The 20521-nt window shown below is 70.6% G+C and carries 19 protein-coding genes and 1 tRNA gene; 11 read left to right on the top strand and 9 right to left on the bottom strand.

The window, feature by feature from the left end; translation table 11 throughout:
* Positions 1–66: 66 nt before the first annotated feature.
* Both AB0K67_RS19600 and AB0K67_RS19595 read right to left on the bottom strand, forming a co-directional pair.
* Complete coding sequence (locus AB0K67_RS19600; protein ID WP_364061673.1) at positions 67–1383, bottom strand: glycoside hydrolase family 6 protein; 1317 nt, start codon at positions 1381–1383, stop codon at positions 67–69.
* Between the two features lie 263 nt (positions 1384–1646).
* Positions 1647–2207 (bottom strand): TetR family transcriptional regulator, encoded by a 561-nt coding sequence (locus tag AB0K67_RS19595; protein WP_364061670.1) that lies wholly within the window; start codon positions 2205–2207, stop codon positions 1647–1649.
* A gap of 99 nt (positions 2208–2306) precedes the next feature.
* Here AB0K67_RS19595 and AB0K67_RS19590 point away from each other — a divergent pair, with 99 nt between their 5' ends.
* The 6 genes from AB0K67_RS19590 to AB0K67_RS19565 are packed head-to-tail and all read left to right on the top strand — an operon-like array spanning position 2307 to position 6898.
* Positions 2307–4118 (top strand): MDR family MFS transporter, encoded by a 1812-nt coding sequence (locus AB0K67_RS19590; protein ID WP_364061667.1) that lies wholly within the window; start codon positions 2307–2309, stop codon positions 4116–4118.
* On the top strand, positions 4115–4540 hold the full coding sequence (locus AB0K67_RS19585; RefSeq protein ID WP_364061664.1) for a hypothetical protein: 426 nt from the start codon (positions 4115–4117) through the stop codon (positions 4538–4540). The genes AB0K67_RS19590 and AB0K67_RS19585 overlap by 4 nt, the downstream gene beginning before the upstream one ends.
* Positions 4537–4773, top strand: a complete 237-nt coding sequence (locus AB0K67_RS19580) for a hypothetical protein (protein WP_364061661.1) — start codon at positions 4537–4539, stop codon at positions 4771–4773. Before AB0K67_RS19585 ends, AB0K67_RS19580 begins: the two co-directional genes overlap by 4 nt.
* Before the next feature lie 14 nt (positions 4774–4787).
* On the top strand, positions 4788–5264 hold the full coding sequence (locus AB0K67_RS19575) for a universal stress protein (RefSeq protein ID WP_364061658.1): 477 nt from the start codon (positions 4788–4790) through the stop codon (positions 5262–5264).
* Positions 5265–5293: 29 nt separating this feature from the next.
* Complete coding sequence (locus AB0K67_RS19570) at positions 5294–6040, top strand: M15 family metallopeptidase (RefSeq protein ID WP_364061655.1); 747 nt, start codon at positions 5294–5296, stop codon at positions 6038–6040.
* A 12-nt stretch (positions 6041–6052) separates the two neighbouring features.
* The gene (locus tag AB0K67_RS19565; RefSeq protein WP_364061652.1) at positions 6053–6898 is read left to right on the top strand and encodes an NUDIX domain-containing protein; all 846 of its coding nucleotides are present in this window, start codon (positions 6053–6055) and stop codon (positions 6896–6898) included.
* 48 nt (positions 6899–6946) lie between these two features.
* Here AB0K67_RS19565 and AB0K67_RS19560 read toward each other — a convergent pair whose 3' ends face one another.
* A complete protein-coding gene (locus tag AB0K67_RS19560; protein WP_364061649.1) occupies positions 6947–7288 on the bottom strand; it encodes an STAS domain-containing protein in 342 nt (113 codons plus the stop codon).
* A 36-nt stretch (positions 7289–7324) separates the two neighbouring features.
* On the opposite strand from AB0K67_RS19560, the gene AB0K67_RS19555 reads away from it, so the two are divergent.
* Positions 7325–7411, top strand: a tRNA-Ser gene (locus tag AB0K67_RS19555).
* A 1-nt stretch (position 7412) separates the two neighbouring features.
* Here AB0K67_RS19555 and AB0K67_RS19550 read toward each other — a convergent pair.
* Entirely contained in the window at positions 7413–10085 is a 2673-nt protein-coding gene (locus AB0K67_RS19550; RefSeq protein WP_364061646.1) for an AAA family ATPase, read from the bottom strand.
* A gap of 114 nt (positions 10086–10199) precedes the next feature.
* Between AB0K67_RS19550 and AB0K67_RS19545 the strand changes: the two genes are divergently transcribed.
* Together AB0K67_RS19545 and AB0K67_RS19540 are read left to right on the top strand one after the other, a co-directional pair.
* Positions 10200–11156: an NAD(P)H-quinone oxidoreductase gene (locus tag AB0K67_RS19545; RefSeq protein ID WP_364061643.1), complete on the top strand. Its 957-nt coding sequence runs from the start codon at positions 10200–10202 to the stop codon at positions 11154–11156.
* 5 nt (positions 11157–11161) lie between these two features.
* Complete coding sequence (locus AB0K67_RS19540) at positions 11162–11680, top strand: bacterial proteasome activator family protein (protein ID WP_364061640.1); 519 nt, start codon at positions 11162–11164, stop codon at positions 11678–11680.
* 353 nt (positions 11681–12033) lie between these two features.
* Here the strand turns inward: AB0K67_RS19540 and AB0K67_RS19535 are convergent, their stop codons facing one another.
* Complete coding sequence (locus tag AB0K67_RS19535; RefSeq protein ID WP_364061637.1) at positions 12034–12804, bottom strand: HAD family hydrolase; 771 nt, start codon at positions 12802–12804, stop codon at positions 12034–12036.
* 251 nt (positions 12805–13055) lie between these two features.
* On the opposite strand from AB0K67_RS19535, the gene AB0K67_RS19530 reads away from it, so the two are divergent.
* Positions 13056–13259 carry a cold-shock protein gene (locus AB0K67_RS19530; protein WP_043619750.1) on the top strand — a complete coding sequence of 68 codons (204 nt, stop codon included), beginning with the start codon at positions 13056–13058 and terminating at the stop codon, positions 13257–13259.
* 1285 nt (positions 13260–14544) lie between these two features.
* Positions 14545–16236, top strand: coding sequence for a hypothetical protein (locus AB0K67_RS19525; protein WP_364061634.1), 1692 nt, complete (start codon positions 14545–14547; stop codon positions 16234–16236).
* 57 nt (positions 16237–16293) lie between these two features.
* On the opposite strand, the gene serS is transcribed toward AB0K67_RS19525, so the two are convergent.
* The 4 genes from serS to AB0K67_RS19505 all read right to left on the bottom strand — a co-directional run bounded on the left by serS (position 16294) and on the right by AB0K67_RS19505 (position 20405).
* A complete protein-coding gene (gene serS, locus AB0K67_RS19520) occupies positions 16294–17556 on the bottom strand; it encodes a serine--tRNA ligase (protein WP_364061631.1) in 1263 nt (420 codons plus the stop codon).
* A gap of 205 nt (positions 17557–17761) precedes the next feature.
* Positions 17762–18682 carry a prephenate dehydratase gene (pheA, locus tag AB0K67_RS19515; RefSeq protein WP_364061628.1) on the bottom strand — a complete coding sequence of 307 codons (921 nt, stop codon included), beginning with the start codon at positions 18680–18682 and terminating at the stop codon, positions 17762–17764.
* Positions 18683–18757: 75 nt separating this feature from the next.
* Complete coding sequence (locus AB0K67_RS19510; RefSeq protein WP_364061625.1) at positions 18758–19180, bottom strand: DUF4446 family protein; 423 nt, start codon at positions 19178–19180, stop codon at positions 18758–18760.
* A 22-nt stretch (positions 19181–19202) separates the two neighbouring features.
* Positions 19203–20405, bottom strand: a complete 1203-nt coding sequence (locus AB0K67_RS19505; RefSeq protein WP_364061622.1) for a glycosyltransferase 87 family protein — start codon at positions 20403–20405, stop codon at positions 19203–19205.
* Between the last annotated feature and the right edge of the window lie 116 nt (positions 20406–20521).

The raw sequence follows: 20521 nt of genomic DNA, 5'->3' as shown, positions 1-20521 counted from the left end.
AGGCCGAGCCCCCGCAGGCGTCGCGCGGGGGCTCGGCGGGGTGCGCGCGCAGGCCGGAGGCGCGCGCTAGGAGGCGGTGCAGGTGAGCGCCGACGGGTCGCCCGAGCCGCCGCTCGCGATGAAGCCGAACGAGGTCGTCGCGCCGGGTGCCAGCGCGCCGTTCCAGCTCAGGTTGGTGACGCTGACCGTGCCTCCGCCTGTGGACAGGGTGCCGTTCCATAGCTGCGAGATCGTCTGGCCGCTTGGCGGCGTCCAGGAGACCTTCCAGCCGCTGATGGGCGCGTCGCCGGTGTTGGTGACCGTGATCTCGCCTTGCAGGCCGTCGTTCCACTGACTGGCCACCTTGTACGCCGCCGTGCAGCCCTCGGTGCCCGGCGTGGGCGTTTCGGTGGGGTCGGTGGTCGGCGTGATCGTGGGGTCGGGCGCGGCCATGGCCAGCTCGTACGCCCGCTGCGGCACGAACTGCCCCGCCTGGGCGATGCACCCGTCGGCCTCGCCCGGCGGCTTGACCCACAGGAAGGCGTCGATCGCGGAATCGCCCGTCTCGGTGGTGCTCCAGATGCCGGTGGCGCGGCCTGGCGGGTCGCACCACTCGCTGCCGGACGGGCCGTTGCCGTTGCGGCTGGTGTCGATGACCGCCTTGAGCGTGGACACGCCGGTCGCGGCGATGACGCTCTTCGCGTACGAGATCAGGCCAGGTGTCGAGCGGTAGTTGGAGGTGTTGACCGCGATGCCGTCGGCGCTGTTGGCGATGTCCGCGCCGACCAGCCTGGAGGCCGCCTCCGACGCCGACAGCCAGGCGTCGTGCCCGATGTCGAAGTACACCTTGACCTGCGACGACGTGGCCTTGAGCCGCTTACCGGCGTAGGCCATCGACGCCTTCACCTCGGCCTGCTCCGAGGCGTTCATGCAGTTGGTCATGATGGCCAGGGCATCGGGTTCCAGGACGATCGTGGCCGGTCGCCCGCCGAGCCCGGCGGCGATCTGGTCGATCCAGGCGCGGTAGGCGGCGTGGTCGGGGGCGCCGCCCGCGCTCGGGCCGCCGCAGTCGCGGTTGGGCATGGCGTACACGGCCATGATGGGGATCTTCCCGGCCGCCGCCGCGGCGCCGACGTACGCGTCCACCTGGGCGCGCACGGTGTCCGGGTTGTAGGTGGCGAACCAGCGGCCCTGCGGCACGGCGGCGATCCTGTCCCTGATCACCGGCGTACGGCTGTCGTCGGGGTTGGCGGCCACCCATTTGGCGGCGTTGGTCTGAGGATCCACGTAGAAAGCGGAGTCTGCGGCCTGGGCGGTGGAGGACGAGGCGGCGATGACCGCCCCCGCCGCGGCCGTGGCGATCGCTGTGAGGAGCGCCGCCAGTGCGGGCTTTCTGCGAGACATGAACGATCTCCGTCCGTCGTGTGGGAGCGCTCCCACCGGCTTTCAGGATGGTAGGGAGCGGCCCCCGTCAGGACAAAGACCTCCGATCGCTGCCCACGCCGTCATCGCAGGTCGGCGCGGCTGCGGACGGTGAAACTTTCAACCGCCGCACGGAAAGCGCCGGCCCGGCGCTTGAGGCCGAGCCGGGACCTGAGGCCATGTCGGGAGCTGAGGCCATGTCGGGAGCTGAGGCCGGTCCGGCGCTCAGCGTCGAGCCGGGGCGTTCAGACGCCCAGGCACGCTTTGAAGACGGCGGTGAGCCGATCGACGTCGGCCGGCGTCGGCTCCTCGGGACCCAGGCGGCGGCGCGTGGCGCCGACGCCGAGCAGCACCGCGGTGGCCATGCGGGCACGGGCGTGGGCGTCGGGCCCGGACAGCCTGGCTTTCAGCGGCTCGATCACCGCGGTGATCAGGCGCTCCCTGGCCACCGCGTGCACCTCGGGGTGGCCGGCCGAGCGTTCGAGAGTGCGCAGGATGGGGCTGTCCGGCGGCCGGTGCATGCGCTCGGCGGTGTACTCGGCGAGCTTGCGCGGCAGGTCCTTCTCGTCGCCCTCGAACAGCGCGCTGAACGTCGGCTCGCCCTGCAGCACCGCGCCGAACAGGCCGGCCTTGGAACCGAAGTAGCGGCCGACCAGTGCGATGTTGGCGTCGGCCGCCGCCGCGATCATGCGTACGGTCACCTGCTCGTAGCCCTGCTCGCCGAAGAGCGTACGGGCCGCCTGCAAGATCCGCTCCCGGGTGGCCTCACGGTCGCGTGGCCTGGCCTCAGTCACCTGGGGACTCATGCCCGCACTCTACTGAACGGACACCCGACTTACCGCCCGGCTAGTAAACAGTCGTATACTCCTGGTGGATAAAAAGTACGAAGGGGATGTGGTGTTGTCTTGGTAGCGCACGCACCGGCCGCGTCCCCCGCGAAGCGGCACTACACCCACCGCGAGATCCTCGAAGTCCTGTCCGGGCTCATGCTGGCGATGCTGACCTCGATGATCTCGACTTCCGTGGTGGGCACCGCGCTGCCGACGATCGTGGGGGAGCTAGGCGGTCAGGATCAGTACTCATGGGTCGCCAGCGCGACCATGCTGACGATGACGGTCTCGACGCCGTTGTGGGGCAAGCTGTCCGACCTGTTCGGGCGCAAGCTGCTCTTCCAGACCGCTCTGGCGCTGTTCGTGGCGGCCTCGATGGTGGCCGGCATGTCGCAGAACATGGGACAGCTGATCGCCGCTCGTGCCATCCAGGGCCTCGGTGTCGGTGGGTTGTCGGCTCTGTCGCAGGTGATCCTGGGTGACATCGTCTCCCCGCGCGAGCGGGGGCGCTACTCGGGCTACATGGGCGCCGTCTTCGGCATCTCGACGGTCGCGGGGCCGTTGCTGGGCGGCTTCATCGTCGACACCGAATGGCTCGGCTGGCGCTGGTGCTTCTACGTGGTCGTGCCGTTCGCCCTGGTGTCGTTCATCGTCATCCAGAAGGTGCTCAAGCTGCCGCGGGTCAAGCGGAACACCTCGATCGACATCTGGGGCGCCACGACGATCACCGCCAGCGCGAGCGCGCTGATGCTGCTGCTGACGCTGGGCGGCAACGAGTTCGCGTGGAACTCGCCCTGGACGTACACCCTCGCCGCGATCGCCCTGCTCATGCTGGCCCTCGCCGTGCTGTCGGAGCGGACCGCGGGCAACCCGATCCTGCCGCCCCGGCTGTTCCGCAACCGGACGTTCGTGCTCACCAGCGCCGCCTCGCTGTTCGTCGGCATGGCGATGTTCGGCGCGATGATCTACCTGCCGCAGTACCTGCAGATCGTCAAGGGGCTCAGCCCGACCAACTCGGGCCTGATGACGCTGCCCATGGTCGTGGCGCTGTTCCTGTCCGGCGTGATCTCCGGGAAGATCGTCACGCAGACCGGGCGGTGGAAGATCTTCCCGGTGGCGGGCCTGCTCATCGTGGCCGTCGGCCTGTTCATGCTGTCCAAGCTGCACGTCGACTCCAGCGAATGGCTCATCGGCTTCGACGTCGCGGTGCTCGGCATCGGACTCGGCCTGTCCATGCAGATGCTCATCCTGGCCGCGCAGAACGGCTCCGAGCTGCGCGACATGGCCTCGACCACGTCCGGCGTGTCGTTCTTCCGCTCCCTGGGCGGCGCCGTCGGCGTGGCCGCGTTCGGCGCGATCCTGACCAACCGCCTCAAGGACGAGATGGCCGAGATGGTGCGGGAGGCCGGCATCAAGCTGCCCGGTGGCGGTGGCGACGTCAAGCTCGGCAGCCCCGACGCCATCCAGCATCTGCCGGGGCCGATCAAGAACATCGTGCTTGAGGCGTTCACGCGGGGCCTGGAGACGGTGTTCCTGGTGGGCGTGCCGATCGCGCTGCTCGGCTTCCTCGCCACGCTCCTGCTCAAGGAGCTGCCGCTGCGCAGCACCGCCGCGCCGGCCGCCCCCGAGCCCAAGCCGCTCAGCAAGGACGACCTGGTACTGGCGGGCCTGCTGCTCGAGCTCATCGCCCAGCGCATCGAGCGGGCCAACGGCGAGCACTCCGCGCTGCTCACCGCGGTCGCCAAGATGGCGCCGCCCGACGACCGCACGGAACGCGAGCGGGCCAGGTCGGTCGCGCAGAACGTGCTGCGGCCCACCTCACGGGCCCTGATCGCGCAGGCCACGCCGCCGCAGAAAGACCTTGTCACAGGAGGAATCACGCAATGATTCGCAAGTTCGTGGGTGCCGTCACCGCGGCCCTGGCCGTCATGGCCGGGCTGTGGCTGATGCTCGCGCCCTTCGCCCTCGGCACCCAGCCGGAGGACGCCGACTGGATGAACGCCACCAAGTCGGAGTTCTTCACCGGCCTGGGCGTGGCCGTCGTGGGCGTCGTGGCCGTGATCGCGTTCGTGTCGGCCATCTACGAGGAGCTGGTGGCACGCGGCCTGGTCGTGCCCAAGCCGCGCCGCGTCGAGCCGGAGCCCGAGCCCGTGCCGGTCGCCGCGCCGCAGTCGTCGTCCGCCGAGCTCGCCACCCTGCTCGCCCCGCTCGTGGAGGCGCTGCGCGAGGACCTGAACGCCCGTAACAGCGGCGGCGAGCACCGCCAGAACGGCAAGGCTTCCCTGGTCGGAGTGGAGGAGAACCGATGAAGGCCAAGCTGGGCGTGGGCGCCCTCGTGCTGCTGTTCCTCGGCGGCCTGTGGCTCATCGCCGCCCCGTTCGCGGTCGGCTACCAGCCGCGCGGCGCCGAGTACGTCGACGCCACGGTCAACGACCTGTGGCTCGGCGGCGTCATCGCCGGGATCTCGTTCGTGTCCCTCGTGATCTACGCGGCCGACGCCCTGCGCGAGCTGGCCCGGCGCGGCAAGCACGCGGACGCCTGACGCCGGAACATGCCGTGTCCGGCAGTGATGTGGACCCGCGGTGGGAGCCCGCCTCCCGCAGGCTCCCCGAAGGGCAGTTCGAGATCGGCAAGGACGGCGCCGGTCTGCTCGTCGTGGGCTTCGACGGATCGGGCCCGAGCCGCAACGCGCTCGCGTACGCGGCCGGGCTCGCCCGCAGGGACGACGCGGTCCTGCTCATCGCCTTCGTCGAAGCGCTCAACACGGCCACGCTGTGGTTCTTCGCCGGGGCGCCCATCGTCCCCGACTCGGCGGCCGACCTGACCGAGGACCTGAGGGACGAACTGCGCGGCTGCGGGGCGCCCTGGCAGTTCGTCAGCGTGCGCGGCGACGCGGCCCGCGAGCTTGAGGCGCTGGCCGACACGTACATGGCGGACGCCATCGTGGTGGGCCGCTCCCGGTCCTCGTGGCGGGGCTCGGTGGCGGCCAAGCTCGCGAAACGCGCCAGGCGAACGGTGCTGGTAGTGCCCTGACCTGGCCTGACGTCGCATATGGTGGCGAGATGAAACGTGTTGCCGCCATGGCGTTCGTGGTGCTCGCGTCCGTTTCGTGCGCGGAGTCAGGCGCGGGGCAGCAGGCCGCCGCGCCCGCCGACCGGCCGCGCTCGTCCACGCCCGTGACCGCCACGGCAGAACAGACCGCATCGGATCGTTCCACGGCGACGCCCAGCCCGACGGCGCCGCCCCCGTTCACCTCGAAGGTCTCGCGGGTCTCCCGCGACCGTCTGCCCTACTCCTGGCGGCCCGGCTGCCCCGTCCACTACCGCGATCTGCGGCTGGTGACGCTGTCGTACTGGGGGTTCGACGGCAAGCCGCACATCGGCGAGCTGGTCGTGCGCAAGACCGTCACCGGCGACATCGAGAAGGTCTTCAAGAAGCTGTACGACCGGCGCTGGCCGATCCGCAAGATGAAGCTGGTGGACGCCTACAAGGCCGACGACTACGACTCGATCGACAACGACAACACCTCGGCCTTCAACTGCCGCCGGGCGACCGGGTCCAGCAACTGGTCGAACCACGCGTACGGGGAGGCCATCGACGTCAACCCGTTGGAGAACCCGTACGTCACCGCGAGCGGGAGCACCGCGCACCGCAACGCCAGGAAGTTCACCAAGCGCCCGATGAAGGGTAAAGGTGTCATCAACCCCGGTGATCGGGTCGTGAAGACGTTCGCCGAGGTCGGCTGGGAGTGGGGCGGCTACTGGTCGGGCGCCAAGGACTACCAGCACTTCTCCAAGGGCGGAGGCTGAGAGGATCCCCTCATGACGGCTAAGGACGGCGACGGCTGGACCGAGTGCGCCCAGGGCCACCGGCATTGGGGCGTCCACGGCGCCTCCGGGCTCCTGGTCGTCCACCACGACGATCGGGGCATTCCGTACGTGCTGCTGCAGAAGCGCTCGCTGCGCTGCCACCACGGCGGCACCTGGGGGCTGCCCGGCGGGGCGCGCGACAGCCACGAGGACGCCCTCACCACCGCGCTGCGCGAGGCCCGCGAGGAGGCCGCCCTTGGCCTTGACCGGCTCCGCGTCCAAGGCGTCTACCTCGACGACCACGGCGGGTGGGCGTTCGAGACCGTCATCGCCGAGTCGCCCGAGCTGTTGGCCGCCGCGCCGGCCAACAACGAAAGCGACGAGCTGCGCTGGCTCGCCCTGCCCGAGGTCACCGGGCGCGAGCTGCATCCCGGCTTCGCCGCCACCTGGCACGAGATCCAGGGCGCGATCAAGCCCGAGACGCTCGTGCTCGACGTGGCCAACATCGTCGGCGCGCGGGCGGAGCACGGCTGGTGGAACGACCGCCTGGGCGCGGCCACCCGGCTGCTGCGGGCCGTCTCCGGGCTGCGGCTGAGCCACCCGGTGCTGGCGCAGTGGTATCCGCGCATGGTGGCCGTCGTGGAGGGCGCGGCCAAGAGCGCGCCCGAGGTGCCGGGGATTCAGGTGGTCGCCGCCATGGGAAGCGGCGACGACGCGATCGTGGGCGTCGTACGCCGGGCCAGGCCGTGGGAGCGCGTGCTCGTCGTCACGGCCGATCGGGGGTTGCGCGAACGCGTGGCGGAGCTGGGAGCGGAGACCGTCGGGCCCAAGTGGCTGCTGTCGCAGCTACCCGCATGAGCGTCCCGCCGCGGCTGCCCGCATAGGCGCAGCCGCCCGCCTGAACGTTCATGGTTCGGCGACGGTCACGTGGTCGAAGGCGGACTTCAGGCCCGTGACGTCGAGCACCCGCCGTAAGACCCCGTGCACGCCCACGATGCCCAGCGACCCCGCCTGGGCCGCGACCCGGCGCCGGTGCTCGACCAGCACCCATAACCCGCTGGAGTCGCAGAACTCCAGACGCTCGGCATCGACCACCACCCGCACTCGGCCCTCAGCGAACAACGCGAGAAAGGTGTCCTTGAGCAGCGGCGCGGTGGACTTGTCGAGGTCGCCGGCGAGGCACACGCGCACGTCGTGGCCACCCCGCTGCACCTCGACGTCGAGATCCGCCACCACCTGAACGTACACCGCCGCCATCACAGCCGCTATCGTGGTTTCCGCACAGGAGGGTTCGCATAGTGGACGAGTGCAGCCGCCTTGAAAGCGGCCAGGTCAGCGATGGCCTCGTGGGTTCGAATCCCACACCCTCCGCTCAGTCGCGGATCCCCGCGAAACCGTCGCCTACGCTGGCGGCGAGCTGCAGGTAGGCGTCCCTGGTCGCCTCCTGCAGCCGGTCCAGGTCGATCTCCGCGCCCTCCTCCAGGTGCGGGTCGTACGGCACCCTGATCACCTCGCGGCAGCGCGCGGCGAAGTGAGCCTCCAGCTTCTTGATGTCCACCGCCGACTTCGACCGCGGCCGCACGCTGCACAGCACCACGGTGGCGTTCTTCACCAGGTCGCCGTACTGGTGCGCCTCCAGCCAGTCGAGCGTCGCCGACGCCGCTCGCGCGCCGTCCACCGACGGGGAGCTGACCAGCACGATCTGGTCGGCCATGCCCAGCACGCCGCCCATCGCCGAGTGCAGCAGGCCGGTGCCGCAGTCGGTGATGCAGATCGAGTAGAAGTTCTCCAGCACCTGGGCGACGGCCTGGTAGTCCTCGCCGCTGAACGCCTCGGAGACCGCCGGGTCGCGGTCTGAGGCCAGCACCTCGAGCCGCGACGGCGCCTGCGAGGTGAACGCCCTGATGTCGACGTACCGCTTGACCTGGTCACGCTCGTTCAGCAGGTCGCGTACGGTGGCCGAGGTCTCCAGCTCCACCTTGTCGGAGAGCGTGCCGCGGTCGGGGTTGGCGTCCACCGCGATCACGCGGTCGCCGCGCACCTGCGCCAGCGTCGCGCCCAGCCCCACCGTCGTCGTGGTCTTGCCCACGCCGCCCTTCAGGCTCAGCACCGCCACGCGGTGATGCCCGGTGGTGACCGGGGTGCGGGCGCGGGTGATCAGCTCGCGGCGGCGCCGTACCTCCGGCGGCTCGCCCGGCTTGATCCAGCCGCCGGACGCCTTGTACACCAGACGCCGCCAGCCCTTGGACGGGGCGTTGCGCCGCCCGCGCAGCAGCGTCTCCGGGTCGAGGCTGTCGGCCGTGGGACGGCCGGTCACCGGCGGCCTGGGCGGCGCGCTGAACACGGGGGCGGGCGCCGGGCGGCGGTTCTGCCGCACCTGCGGGATCTCCCGGTCGGCCGGGCGCCACTCGGGCTGCTCGGCCCACTTCGGGCGTTCTTCTGGCCGCTCGGCCCACTGCTCTTCCGGCTGGTCGCGTACCCACTGGGGGCGCTCTTCCGGCCGCTCCTGGCTCCACGACGCGGCCTCGTCACGCCGCTCCTGGCCCCAGCCCGGGGTCTCGTCCCGCTGGCTCACGCCCCACGGGGATGTTTCGTCCGGCTGAGTTCCACCCCATGTGGACGTTTCGTCCCGCTGAGGCCCGCCCCATGGGGAAGCCTCATCGCTGCGCGCCCCGCCCCACGACGGCGAGGTCTCGTCACTGGAACCGTCGCCCCACGGCGAGGCCGCTTCGGGACCGTCTGCGCCCCAGCGCGGGCCCTTGCCCTCCTCGGCCCCCTGCGGCCGGTCCTTGCCCCAGTGCGGGGTCTTCGCCGCCGGGTCCTTGCCCCACTCGAAGTGCTCCGGCTGGTCGGCCCAGGCGGCCGGCTGCTCCTGCCGCTCCTGGGGCTCGCGGGCCGGCTCGCGGGCCGGTGCGTCGGCGTCATCGGCCTGCGCGGCCTTCCCGGCCTGCGCGGCCTTCCCGGCCCTCGCGGACTCACCCGACGCGCCGGACACGCTGGATGCGCCGGACGTGCTAGACGCGCCGGACGTGCTAGACGCGCCGGACGTGCTGGACGCGCCGGACGTGCGGTCCCAGCGCGGGAGCGACTCCGCCTGCTCCCTGCTCCACTGGGAGCCCTCCTGCGCCCACTGCGGGATACCGGTGGCGGGCGTGTCGGCGTTCGGCGCGGCCGGCTCGTCCTCCGGCTCGGCGGCGTCCCAGCGGGGGCGCTCGGTGCGCGGCAGGGTTTCGGACACGTCCGAGGACCATTCCTGCCGTTCGTCGCGCGCGGCGGGCTGCTCCTCCGGCTCCTCGGACGTCTCCTTCGCCGGCTTCTCGACCGTCGTCTCCCGGGCCTTCGCCGGCTCGTCGCCGCTCTCCCGGTCGGGCGCCGCCTGCTTCTGCGGCGTCGGCGGCTCGGTGCGCGGCTGGGTGTCGGCCGCCCCCGCGTCCTTGACCGGCTCCTGGTCGCCGTCGCTCCGCGTACCGGCGGCTTCGGGCTCCGCGCGCAGCGGCTCCACGCGGACCGTGTCATTGGCGGAAGGACCGTCGTCGGGGCCGGGCCAGTCGGAGGCGGGCGGCCACGTGGCGTCCTCCGTCTTCCCCGCAGGCTGCGGCGGGGTGAACGGCAGCGCGTACGTGTCGGTGTCGTCGAGCCTCGGCAGCGGCTTGAGCGGCGCCAGGAACGGATCGTCCACGCTCGGCGCGGCACTCGCCCGGGATTCGTCCACGGCAGGGCCCGCCGGCCACTCGCCGGAGCCGCTGCGGCTCGCCGGAATGTCGTCGGCCGTCACGGAACCGCCGTACACCTCGGTCGCGGCGGAACCGCCGTACGCCTCAGCGGGGTACGCCGAGTCGACCGCCGCCCTGAACACCGGCGGCGGGGTCGTCTCCTGCTGCTGCCGCACCAGCGCCCACGGGTCCGCGGGGTACGGGGACGCGACCGGCTCGTCCACCGGAGCTGACGACGCGCTGACGGAGACAGGGGTCTCCTCCGTCTCTTTGATCGCGTCAAGCCAGGCGAGCTGTTCCTCGAGAGATTCTTCTCGATCGTGTCTTGCCACCGTGTTCCCCCTCGGGTGGGTCTAAAGGGGCAGCAAACACATTGCAGGGTAACGCCACCTGCTCCCATGCAGCCCGGCAACCCACAAGTTCTTTGCCCGGCTACCGTGGTTCGCATGCGAGCCATTGAGATCGTCAAGCCAGGCGGGCCAGAGGTGCTGGAATGGCGCGAGGTGCCGGAGCCGCACGTCGGGCCGGGAGACGTGCTGATCGACGTCACGGCGTCCGCGGTCAACCGTGCCGACGTGCTGCAGCGGCAGGGATTTTACGATCCGCCGCCCGGGTCGTCGCCGTACCCGGGGCTTGAGGTCTCCGGCGTGGTGGCCGAGGTCGGAGCCGACGTCGAGCAGTTCAAGCCGGGCGACGAGGTGTGCGCGCTGCTCGCCGGCGGCGGTTACGCCGAGCGCGTAGCCGTGCCCTGGCAGCAGGTCATGCCGGTGCCCGAACGCGTGTCGCTGCGCGAGGCCGCGGGGCTGCCCGAGGTGGCGTGCACGGTCTGGTCCAACGTCTTCATGATCGGGCGGCTGCGCAGGGGCGAGACGCTGCTCGTGCACGGCGGGGCCAGCGGCATCGGCACGTTCGCGGTGCAGCTCGCCAAGGCGCTCGGCAGCCGCGTCGTCACCACCGTCGGCTCGGCGGCCAAGGCCGACCGGGTCAGGGAGCTGGGCGCCGACGAGGTGATCAACTATCGCGAGGAGGACTTCGCCGACAAGGTCCAGGCCGACGTCATCCTCGACATCATGGGCGCGAAATACCTGGACAGGAACGTCCGTTCCCTGAAGACGGGCGGCCGGCTCGTGGTCATCGGCCTGCAGGGCGGCACCAAGGCCGAGATCAACCTCGGCGTGATGCTGGCCAAGCGGGCCACGGTCCACGCCACGACGCTGCGCGCGCGCCCCGTCGACGAGAAGGGGGCCATCGTCCGCAGCGTCGTCGAGAACGTGTGGCCCCTGGTCGGCGCGGGTGCCGTGCGTCCCGTCGTGCACGCGGAGGTGCCGATGTCCGAAGCCGCCGAAGCCCACCGAATGTTGGATTCGGGAGAGCACGTCGGCAAGATCCTGCTAGTACGGTGAGTGTTATGAATGCTGAGGACAACAACACCCCCCACGTCGTGGTGGTGGGCCCTGATTTCCAAGGTCACGGCGATGGCGGCGAAGACGATCGCTCGGTGACCAACCTGGTCGAGCAGCCCGCCAAGGTGATGCGCATCGGCAGCATGATCCGCCAGCTCCTTGAGGAGGTGCGCGCGGCTCCCCTCGACGAGGCCAGCCGCAAGCGGCTGAAGGAGATCCACGAGTCCTCCATCAAGGAGCTCGAGGACGGTCTTGCGCCGGAGCTGGTCGACGAGCTGGAGCGGCTGTCGCTCCCGTTCACCGACGACAACGGCACGCCGCCGAGCGACGCCGAGCTGCGCATCGCGCACGCCCAGCTCGTCGGCTGGCTCGAAGGGTTGTTCCACGGCATCCAGACCACGCTGTTCGCGCAGCAGATGGCCGCCCGCGCCCAGCTCGAGCAGATGCGCAGGGCGCTGCCCACCGGTGTGCCCCAGGGCGAGGAGGCACAGCGTCCGCACGGCGGCTCCGGCCCCTACCTGTAGGCCCGCTTCAGGGCCTACAGGGGCCCAGTCCTCAGGCGCAGAGTTTCGTTGGTGCGCCGAGTTTCGTTGGTGCGCCGCCCGCAGGCACGAAGCGTTATTGGGTCGCCGCCCTCAGGCACGGCGCCTGCGGGACCGGGAGCCCGTCCTCAGACATGAAGCTGCCTGCCCAGGGCACCGCAGGCGCCAAGCCTGCCCAGGGCACCGCTTTGATCGGGGCGCCACCCACAGACGTCAGATGTCAGGCGGGCGATGAGCGTCAGATGTCAGGCGCGTGTGTTGGGCCGTCAGGCGCGGGCGTTGGGCCGTCAGGCGCGGGCGTTGGCCGTCAGATGTCAGGCGTGGGCTTTGGGCGTCTAGGCGTAAAGCTTCTCGATGACCTGCGCAACGCCGTCGTCGTCGTTGGTGGCGGTCACGTGATCGACCGCCGCCAGCACGAGCGGGTGCGCGTTGGCGACCGCGTACGACGTGCCTGCCCAGCTCAGCATGGGCAGGTCGTTCGGCATGTCCCCGAACGCCACCGCCTGCGACGGCTTGATCTCATGCTGCTCGGCGAGCGCCGCCAGGGCGGTCGCCTTGGTCACGCCCCGGGCGCTCATCTCGATCAAACCCCTGCGACTTGAGTGCGTCGCGGTCACCAGATGGCCGACCAGCTCGTGCACCGTCGCCTGCAGCTCGTCGGGGTCCATACGGGGGTGGAGGGCGAGCAACTTGGCGCATGGGCGGGAAGTGACCGAATCCACACGTGTCGCGTCCCGTGTCCGGTCCAACCCACCTGGGAGGAAATCCGACTCATGCGCAAAACCGGCTTCATACTCGACCGAAAATACGAGTTCAGGCACGTTCGCTCTTAGCTGAGCGACGACTTCCTCGAGTACATCGACGCTGATCAGGTGAGATTCCACTATCCGTTCGGTATGGAGGTCGTAGATCAGCGCCCCGTTAGCACAGATGGCCAGCCCACGGTGACGTACCGCACTCGCCACCCCGCCCATCCACCGCGGCGGACGCCCCGTCACGAACGCCAGGACCGCCCCCGATTCCTCGACTTTGCCGAAGGCGGCGACCGTGCGGGGAGACACGGTTCCGTCCGTACGCAACGCGGTACCGTCGAGGTCGGTGGCCACTAGCCGCGGTGAGGGATCGCTCTGCATAACAGGTTCCAGTTTGCCCGGTGATGCCGGCTGACAGAAATCTTCGTTGGGACGGGAACACCAACGCTCCAGAATGGTGTTAGATGTGATGGCGTTGTATTAGCTGATCCCGTAGTGAAAACCAGCATGACTTTGTCTGAGCCACCCCGGGGTGCTTGCTGTACGACACACCGGGACCCACGAGGTGTGGGTCCCATAGATTCACATCCTGAGGGAGAGCTTTTATGGCTCAGGGAACCGTCAAGTGGTTCAACGCCGAAAAGGGCTTCGGCTTCATCGCCCCGGACGGCGGTGCGCCGGACGTGTTCGTGCACTTCTCCGAGATCGTCGGCAACGGCTACCGCAGCCTTGAAGACGGCCAGCGGGTCGAGTTCGAGATCACGCAGGGCCAGAAGGGGCCGCAGGCCTCTCAGGTCCGTGCCATCTGACCTGTAGCAGCGAGACAGGCCGGAGTCCGCTTCCAGCGGACCCCGGCCTTTCGCTTGCCCAGGAAATCTTTCGCTCGTCCAGGGGATGACGCCGCTCCCGCCCGAGCACTCCCTACCGGTCCCCGGCACTTCCCGCTCGTCCCCTGCTCACCCAGGCACTCCCCGCCCAGCCCAGCACACTCCTTGCTCGGCCCAGGCACTCCCGCTCGGCCCAGCACACTCCTTGCTCGGCCCAGGCACTCCCGCTCGGCCCAGCACACTCCTTGCTCGGCCCAGGCACTCCCGCTCGGCCCAGGCACTTCACAACCGTCTCGTCGTCAGGTGCATGCGCAAGCAGGGCATCACCATCGACCCACCCGCCGAGAGCGCGGCGCAGATCGCCGCGATCGATCCCGGCAACTCCCGCCGCTACGGCGTCGCCGACCCGGACGCGGCCAAGACGCACGGCTATCACCTGGCCAGGCCGCCGTCTCCCGACACGACCGGCGCCTGGGCCGGCAAGCTGCCCAAACGCGCCCAGTCCCTGCTCCTGCCGAGCGCTCCTGTTCGTGCCGGGGATCCGCCCTCGTGCGCCGGGCGCTCTCTGCTCGCTGTCGGAGGTACTGGAGGTCGGTCCTCCGCTCGCATCAGAGCTCCCTGGCTCACTCCGAGGCTTGTCCACTCGTCTGCCCGCCCAGGAGCCTCTGCACCAGCGCGCCGTAACCCTCCGCCGACGCCAGAACCGCCGTGGTTTCCGCTCACGCCAGGGTGCCTCCATGCGCCGAGGCCGGCGAGCAGGGTGACCATGCCGGCGGTGGACCAGGACGCCACCGCCGGCACCGCGAGTCCTCCGCCCACGCCAAGAGCCCACCGCCCGTGCCGGGATCGCACCACCCCATGCCAGGGCATCCGCTCACGCTAAGGCTTCCGCTCGCCGGGACTTCCGCTCACGCCGGGACTTCCGCTCGCGCCGGGACGTCACGCATGCCGAGCCCGCCGGCCACACCAGCACCCGACCGTTAGCGCCGGGAATCCTCCATCGGCGCCGGGAGGCCACCGCCGCGCGCACCAGGACTCCATCGCCCAGACCAGCACCCCCGCTCGCGCCCAGCACCCACCGATGCCGGGAGCCCCCGCCGCCCGCACCAGCACGCCACCGCCCACACCGAGGCGCCAGCCCTAATGTCCGCGGTCTTCCGGTGGTGTCGGGTTGGTCACGGCTGTGACTCGACTCACATGCGCTTTGAACCGCTCCCACCGCGCAGCGGTCAATGGGGGTATGAGGTACGCGTGGTTGTGCCACCCCGTGACGGTTGCCGGGGTACTCCTCCTCCTGATCAACGACCACCTGCTCAAACCGGCCTTTCCTGGGGTCGTGACGGGCAAGCTCAGCGACGTGGCGGGGCTGGTGATGGCCCCCGCGCTGGTCGCCGTCCTGCTCACCCGCCCGGCGGCGGCCCTGGCCGCCCGCCTCCGAGCCGCCTTCCCCCGCGCGGAGCGTCGAGCCCGCACTGCCGGGCGACCTTCCGAGGCCGACCGGCGTAGCCGGGCTTTCCGGTTCGGGCGGCCGGACTCCTGGTCCAGGCAGCCGGGCCCCTGGTCCAGGCAGCCGGGCCCCTGGTCCAGGCAGCCGGGCCCCTGGTCCAAGCGGCCGGGCGCGAAGCCCGAGCTGCGGTGGCTGCGGAGCGACGTGACAGCGGTCGTACTGACCGGGACGCTCTTCACGCTCGTGAAAACGACGGAGGCGGGCGCTGAGACCGCCTCCCAGGTGTGGACCTTCCTGGCGGGCCCGTCGCGCGTCCTGGCCGATCCTACGGACCTGCTGGCACTGCCGGCGCTCGTCATTTCCTGGTGGGCACGGAACCACAGCCTGCGCAGACCGCCCGCCGCCCGGTGGCGGGTCGTGGTGACGATGCCGCTGGCCATGGTGGCGGTGACCGCGACCTCCGCCATGCCGGTCCACTCGTACGCAAGCGACGTCACGGTGGACGACCGCGGCCGCCTCCTCGTCCAGACCTCGGCAGGCAGCTCGTACGTCTCGGAGGACGGCGGCATCACGTGGTCGCTCGACTCCTTCACCCAGGAGGGCAAGAAGGGGCAGAGCGCCCAATGCGTACCCAAGCAGGCGACCCGCTGCTACCGGGTCACCGACCATCGCACCGGCGTGGACCAGTCGGACGACGGCGGCACGACGTGGCGTCCGTCCTGGCGGCCGTCCGCGGACGACATCAAGCGCCTGCGCCGGCTGTACGAGGACAGCACCGACCTCGTCACCACCCTGGCCGTGCAGGAGCGCCCCGGCGGTCACGTCGTGGTCGCCGCGAGCGGGCCCGACATGGTGCTGGTCCGGGACACCTCAGGGACGTGGCGGCACGTCCCTCTGGACGGCGACCTGCCGGCGGTGCCGCTGACCACCGAGCTTCTCTGGGCGTGGCTGCTGGCGGCCTGCACGCTGCTCGGGTTCGTGGGGGCTGGGCTGCGCCGCCTCGTCCGTTCGTACCTGTGTGTGGCCGCCGTGACCTACGCCGGGTTCGCGGCGTTCGTCACCTTCAAGGTCGATCCGTCGTCCGGCCCGTCGGACGAGGTGGTCGGAATGATCATGGCCATGGGCGGACTCTACGTGACCCTGATGGGCGGCGCGAGCTGCCTCGGTCTCGCGGCCGGCGGGCGGGCGCGCGCCCTGCCCGTCTCCGTCGGCCTGCTCGGGGCGCCCTTGGTCTTCGCCTCCATCTGGACGCCGTTCCAGGCCTGGTCGAGCGGGGCTTTGGCCTCGTACCAGGTCGCCACCGCCCTCGCGGCGCTCCTGGCCTCGGCCGTGCTGGTCACGAGCGTCCTCCTCGTACGGCGCGCCGCCCGAGACACCGTCCCCGCCGACGTCCTCGTACAGCCCGCCACCGGAGAACCGAACCCGCTCACGTGGCACGATGCTCAGGACGCCGAGACGCCGGGCCCTCACGTACGACGCGACACGACCCCCACCGAAGGGCAGGGGTCGTGACGGTTACTCGGACAGTGCGAGCCGCACCCAGGTAGCGGAGCGGCTCGAGCCACAGGCTTACTTGGGCGGCTCGAGGACGTCGAGCCCCACGTACGGCCGCAACGCCTTGGGTACCACCACCGAGCCGTCGGCCTGCTGGTGGTTCTCCAGGATGGCCACGATCCACCGGGTCGTGGCCAGCGTGCCGTTGAGGGTGGCCAGGTGCTTGGGCTTGCCGTCCTTGTCGCGGTAGCGGATGCCGAGCCTGCGCGCCTGGAACTCGGTGCAATTGGACGTCGAGGTCAGCTCGCGGTAGCGGCCCTGGGTCGGAATCCAGGCCTCGCAGTCGAACTTCCTCGCCGCCGACATGCCGAGGTCGCCCGCGGCCGTGTCGATGATGCGGTACGGCACCTCGATCTTGGCCAGCATCTCCTTCTCCCAGTCGAGCAGCCGCAGGTGCTCCTCGTGGGCGTCCTCGGGACGGACGTAGGAGAACATCTCGACCTTGTCGAACTGGTGCACCCGGATGATGCCCCTGGTGTCCTTGCCGTACGAGCCGGCCTCGCGCCGGAAGCAGGACGACCAGCCCGCGTAACGCAGCGGCAGAGCGTCGGCGCTGAGGATCTCCTGGCCGTGGTAGCCGGCCAGCGACACCTCCGAGGTGCCGACGAGGTAGAGGTCGTCCTCGGGCAGCCGGTAGATCTCGCTGTCGTGGGCCACGGCGAAGCCCGTGCCCTGCATGGTCTCCGGCTTGACCAGCACCGGCGTGATCATCGGCGTGAACCCGGCCTCGATCGCCTGCTGCATCGCCATGTTGAGCAGGCCGAGCTGCAGCCGCGCGCCGACGCCCTTGAGGAAGTAGAACCGCGCGCCCGACACCTTGGCACCGCGCTCGGTGTCGATGGCGTCGAGCGCCTCGCCCAGGGCCAGGTGGTCCTTCGGCTCGAAGTCGAACTGCCGGGGCTCGCCGTGCGTCTCCAGCACGACGTAGTCGTCCTCGCCGCCGGGCGGCGCGCCCTCCTCGACGAGGTTGGGGATCGTACGGAGCAGCTCGTCGAGCTCGGCGCCGAGCTTCTCCGCCTCGGACTCGGCGGCCTTGACCTGGCTCGCGAGGTCTTTGGCCCGCTGGAGCAGCGCGGCCTTCTCCTCACCCTGCGCCTTGGAGACCGACTTGCCCATGCTCTTCTGCTCTGCGCGCAGAGACTCGAACGAGGTCAGCGCCGATCGGCGGCGCTCGTCGAGGTCGAGCAGCGTGTCGACGACCGAGTCGTCCTCACCGCGGGCACGCTGCGACGCCCGTAGCCGGTCAGGGTCCTCACGAAGGGTACGCAGGTCAATCACAAGGAAAGGCTACCGGCGTACGGCGCCTGACCGCCCCCGGTTATCCACCGACGCCGAGGAAACCTTCGCCCCGGCCCGCTCACCTGCCCGTTCACACGGAAATCCCGCCAGGTCGCATGCCCCGGCCAGCCGGACGCCTCAGCACTCCGGACAAGCCGCACGCCCCGGCGCATTCGACGAGCCGGAGAGCCCGCGACCGCCGGCGTCAGATCTTGCCCGCCCGCACCTTCGCCAGCCACTCGGCGGCCTCGGAGAAGTCGGAGTCGGCGGTGCCGCGCTTGATCTGCGGCTTCAGCCCGTCGGCCCGCGGATAACTGCCGAGGAAGCGCACCTCACCGCAGATCCGGTGCAGGCCGGCGACGGCCTCACCGACCCGCGCGTCGGCGATGTGGCCCTCGAAGTCGAAGTGGAAGAAGTAGCGCCCGATGCCGTCGCCCGTGGGCCGGGACTCGATGCGGGTGAGGTTGACCCCGCGTACGGAGAACTCGGTCAGCATCTCCAGCAGCGCGCCCGGGTGGTCGTCGGCCAGGAAGACCACCAGCGTGGTGCGGTCGGACCCGGTCGGCTCGGGCAGCGGCCCCGGCCGTGCGACCTTGACGAACCTGGTCACCGTGTCGGACCTGTCGCCGATGTCGGAGGCCAGCTCGACCAGCCCGTAGTGCTCACCGGCGATGCGCGCGGCGATGGCCGCGTCGTACGGCGACCCCGGCAGCGCCACCTCCTGCGCCGCCGCCGCCGTCGAAGGGGCGGACACCACGACCGCGTCGGGCAGCTCGCGGGCGACGAAGGCGCGGCACTGGGTGATGGCCGCGGGATGGGTGTAGACCCGCTTGATGTGCGGGATCTCGGTGCCCGGCCGCGCCAGCAGCGAGAACTGCACCGGCAGCAGCAGCTCGGCGTTGATCACCAGCGGCTCGCCCCATGCGAACTCGTCGAGCGTCGTGGTGATGGCACCTTCGATGGAGTTTTCCAGCGGAACCACGGCGCCGTCGGCCTCGCCGGAGCGGACGGCGTTGAGCGCGGCGCTCACATTGGCGCAGGGCAGGCGTTCGGCCGTGGGGTCGAGGAGCCGCAGGGCCTCTTCGGTGAAGGTGCCTTCCGGCCCGAGATAAGCGAGCTTGGGCATGCGTCCAGGGTAGCCCCAGGCGAACGCGCCCGCGGCGGTTTCACCCCGAGGCGAATCCGCAGGTAAGAGCCCCTGCTAGAGAGTCTCGGAGATCGGAGCGGCCACCAGGGGCCCCAGGCCGAGCCTCGCCGCGCGCACCGCCTCTTCCTCCTCGGGCGACAGCGGCTCCTGCCCCTTGCCGCCGACCACGGGCCGCACATACGTACGGGTCTCGCTGCGCCCGTTGATGGACGTCAGCACGATCCCGTCACCCAGCCCGTTGATCATCGCCACCGAGAACGACAGCCGCCCCGACATCTCCGACAGCGCGTCGTACCGGCAGACGGCGACGTCCCTGATGGCCCTGAGATCGCCCCGGCCCTCGCCGAGCTGCTGCCTGACGAGCATCCGCCGGCAGTCCTCGACCGTGGCCCTGGCCTGCCGCAGCGCCGAGCAGCCGACCAGCACGCCGCTGAGTCCGGCCACGACGCCCACGATCACCCAGATGGTAACGAGCACGCCACGAAGAGTAACGGCAAAGTCAAGTGAGCCGCCGTTTCGGCAGCCAATGCACGAGCAGCCACACCAGTGCCAGCGCGCCGAGCCCGAACCCGTTCTGCACGATCTTCCCCAGGACGAGGCTGACGCCCGGGATCTCCGCCGCCTTGAGCGACACCCCCCACCACGGCACCGGCACCACGTAGTACAGCCACACGCCGGCCGCCACGCGCAGTCGTACCGGGTCGGTCCCGTCGCCCACGATCGCGGCGAGCACCACGACCACCCAGGCCAGGTGGTGGATCCAGGCCACGGGCGACAGCAGCACCGCCATCAGCCCGACCAGCGCGACCGCGGTCATGTGATCGCCCGCCCGGTACGCGTCACGCGCGCCGCGGAACCCGTACCAGCCGACCGCCGCCACGATGAGCACCCACAGCACCGAGGTCAGCGCGTCCGGCCAGTAGAGCCGGATCAGCATGCCGCGGATCGACTGGTTGGTGGTGGCCGCGTTCGCGCCGAGACGCTCGGGGTCGAGCAGCGCCCCGAACCAGAAGTCCACCGCGTCCTGCGGGATCACCGCGAACGGCAGCAGCGTCAGCAGCGCGGCCGTGAAGCAGGCCATGAAGAACGTACGCCACTGCTTGGTGATCAACAGGTAGATGAGGAAGACGCCCGGTGTCAGCTTCACCGCCGTCGCGAGGCCGATCAGGAAGCCGCGGGGCCACCAGGGCCGCCGTGCCACGCAGTCGGCGACGCACAGCGCGACCAGCAGGATGTCCACCTGCCCGAACCTGACCTGGTCCCTGATCGGCATCAGGTACGTGCACATCACCATGAGCAGGGCGAACACCCACGGCGCGTACTTGCGCAGCGTCTCCCGGGTCAGCAGCGGCCGGAACGCGAACCCCACGGTCACGCCCAGCGCCACGAAGATCCCTGCCGTCCACGCCCACTGCGCGGTCTCCCACGACATTCCGGCCAGCGCCACCGCCAGCATGGCGGCGACGGGCGGGTAGGTGAACGGCAGCAGTTGCGGGGCCGGGGTGAAGTAGTCGTAGACCGGCTTGCCGTCGAGCAGCATCTGCCCGCCGGTACGGTAAACGTCCAGGTCGACCAGGCGTTGGTCGTCGGGGTTGGTGAGCCATTCGTACACCAGCGGCGCCGCGGCCGCCGCGACGAGCAGGGCCGCGATCGCCCACGCCCACCACTGCCGCCGTCTCACCCGTACCTCGCCACTTGTCACGGTGTGGCACGTTACCGTGGCTGTTGTTTGATCGAGGGGCAGACTACTGGGGGTCCGTACATGCCGAACGCCACGCCGTGCCCGGATCGGCGCGGGAAGCGGCTGAACGCGCGTGT

This window comes from Nonomuraea sp. NPDC052634, assembly GCF_040678535.1.
GTDB lineage: Bacteria > Actinomycetota > Actinomycetes > Streptosporangiales > Streptosporangiaceae > Nonomuraea > Nonomuraea fastidiosa.
The sequence above is the reverse complement of the archived record's forward strand: the minus strand, read 5'-3'. Positions and strand labels throughout refer to the sequence as shown.

Excerpts from the sequence above, each read along its gene's own strand:
- AB0K67_RS19600 (WP_364061673.1), bottom strand. The coding sequence starts at position 1,383 with ATGTCTCGCAGAAAGCCCGCACTGGCGGCGCTCCTCACAGCGATCGCC.
- AB0K67_RS19595 (WP_364061670.1), bottom strand. The coding sequence starts at position 2,207 with ATGAGTCCCCAGGTGACTGAGGCCAGGCCACGCGACCGTGAGGCCACC.
- AB0K67_RS19585 (WP_364061664.1), top strand. The coding sequence starts at position 4,115 with ATGATTCGCAAGTTCGTGGGTGCCGTCACCGCGGCCCTGGCCGTCATG.
- AB0K67_RS19580 (WP_364061661.1), top strand. The coding sequence starts at position 4,537 with ATGAAGGCCAAGCTGGGCGTGGGCGCCCTCGTGCTGCTGTTCCTCGGC.
- AB0K67_RS19570 (WP_364061655.1), top strand. The coding sequence starts at position 5,294 with ATGAAACGTGTTGCCGCCATGGCGTTCGTGGTGCTCGCGTCCGTTTCG.
- AB0K67_RS19565 (WP_364061652.1), top strand. The coding sequence starts at position 6,053 with ATGACGGCTAAGGACGGCGACGGCTGGACCGAGTGCGCCCAGGGCCAC.
- AB0K67_RS19545 (WP_364061643.1), top strand. The coding sequence starts at position 10,200 with ATGCGAGCCATTGAGATCGTCAAGCCAGGCGGGCCAGAGGTGCTGGAA.
- AB0K67_RS19540 (WP_364061640.1), top strand. The coding sequence starts at position 11,162 with ATGAATGCTGAGGACAACAACACCCCCCACGTCGTGGTGGTGGGCCCT.
- AB0K67_RS19530 (WP_043619750.1), top strand. The coding sequence starts at position 13,056 with ATGGCTCAGGGAACCGTCAAGTGGTTCAACGCCGAAAAGGGCTTCGGC.
- pheA (WP_364061628.1), bottom strand. The coding sequence starts at position 18,682 with ATGCCCAAGCTCGCTTATCTCGGGCCGGAAGGCACCTTCACCGAAGAG.